The 1051-nt window shown below is 65.0% G+C and carries 3 protein-coding genes; all 3 read right to left on the bottom strand.

The features are described from left to right. Positions 1–241 (bottom strand): hypothetical protein (locus FDZ70_11330; protein ID TLM64983.1); only part of this gene is annotated, 241 nt, incomplete at its 3' end. 1 nt (position 242) lies between these two features. Beyond that, positions 243–776, bottom strand: coding sequence for a purine-binding chemotaxis protein CheW (locus tag FDZ70_11335; protein ID TLM64984.1), 534 nt, complete (start codon positions 774–776; stop codon positions 243–245). After that, the coding region (locus FDZ70_11340; protein TLM64985.1) for a chemotaxis protein CheA at positions 773–1051 on the bottom strand (279 nt) is incomplete at its 5' end. The genes FDZ70_11335 and FDZ70_11340, both read right to left, overlap by 4 nt.

Consider the following 1051-nt stretch of genomic DNA (forward strand, 5'->3'; position numbering starts at 1 on the left):
GCGCCGCGTCACCCGCCTCCGCGGCGCTCTGTGCCTCCATGACCATGAGCATCTGCGACGCGACGGCGTACTTCATCTCCATGGCCATGTCCGCCATGCCGGCATCGCTCGCCAAGTCCGCCGTCGTCGCCGCGAGTGTCGTGACGTCCATGAACGCGGCGACGCCGATCACGACCATGATCATCGCGATCACCCCGAACCCCAGCGCCAACTTCGCGCCGAGCGACATGCTCTTGAACACGCTACTCACCTTCCTTCTTCTCGTCGTCGCCGGTCTTCGACGAAGCGACGCGCTTGATCGCGGTCAGCTCGCTTGCGGACAGGACCTTGTCGATGTCGAGCACCATCACGACGCGGTCCCCGATCTTGCCGATTCCCAGCACGAAGTCGGTGTCGATGTCCGCACCGAACTCCGGGGTCTCCTCGATCGCGTCCTCGGCGATGTCGATGACTTCGGAGACTTCGTCGACCACCGTGCCCATCACCGTGCCGCCGTTCTTGCCGGCGACCTGGACGACGACGATGCACGTGCGGTCGGTGTCCTCCGCCGTCCCCATCCCGAACTTCAGTCTGAGGTCGACCACGGGTATGACCTTGCCGCGCAGGTTGATGACGCCACGCACGAACGCCGGGGTCCTGGGCACGCGGGTTATCGGCATGATGCCGATGATCTCCTGCACCTTGAGGATGTCGAGACCGTACTCCTCGCCATCGAGCGTGAACGTCAGGTGCTTGCTGGTCTTCGCGAGAGTCGCGCTCTTGTCAGCCACTCTCACTCACCCCCCTCCGTATGTGCCAGTCTCACGAGTCCTGAGACGTCGAGAATGAGCCCGACTGTGCCGTCGGGCATGATCGCGCCGCCCGAGACGCCGGGCGTGCTGCTCACGCCCTCGCCGAGCGGTTTGATGACGGTCTGCTGCTGACCGAGCAGCTCGGAGGCGACCAGCCCGACGCTCGAACCGTTCTCGCCCACGAGCACGACGATGCCCTCGGTCGGATCGGGATCCTCCTCGCGTACCTCGAACAGGCCCGCGATCCGAATGATCGGCAC

This window comes from Actinomycetota bacterium, assembly GCA_005774595.1.
GTDB lineage: Bacteria > Actinomycetota > Coriobacteriia > Anaerosomatales > D1FN1-002 > D1FN1-002.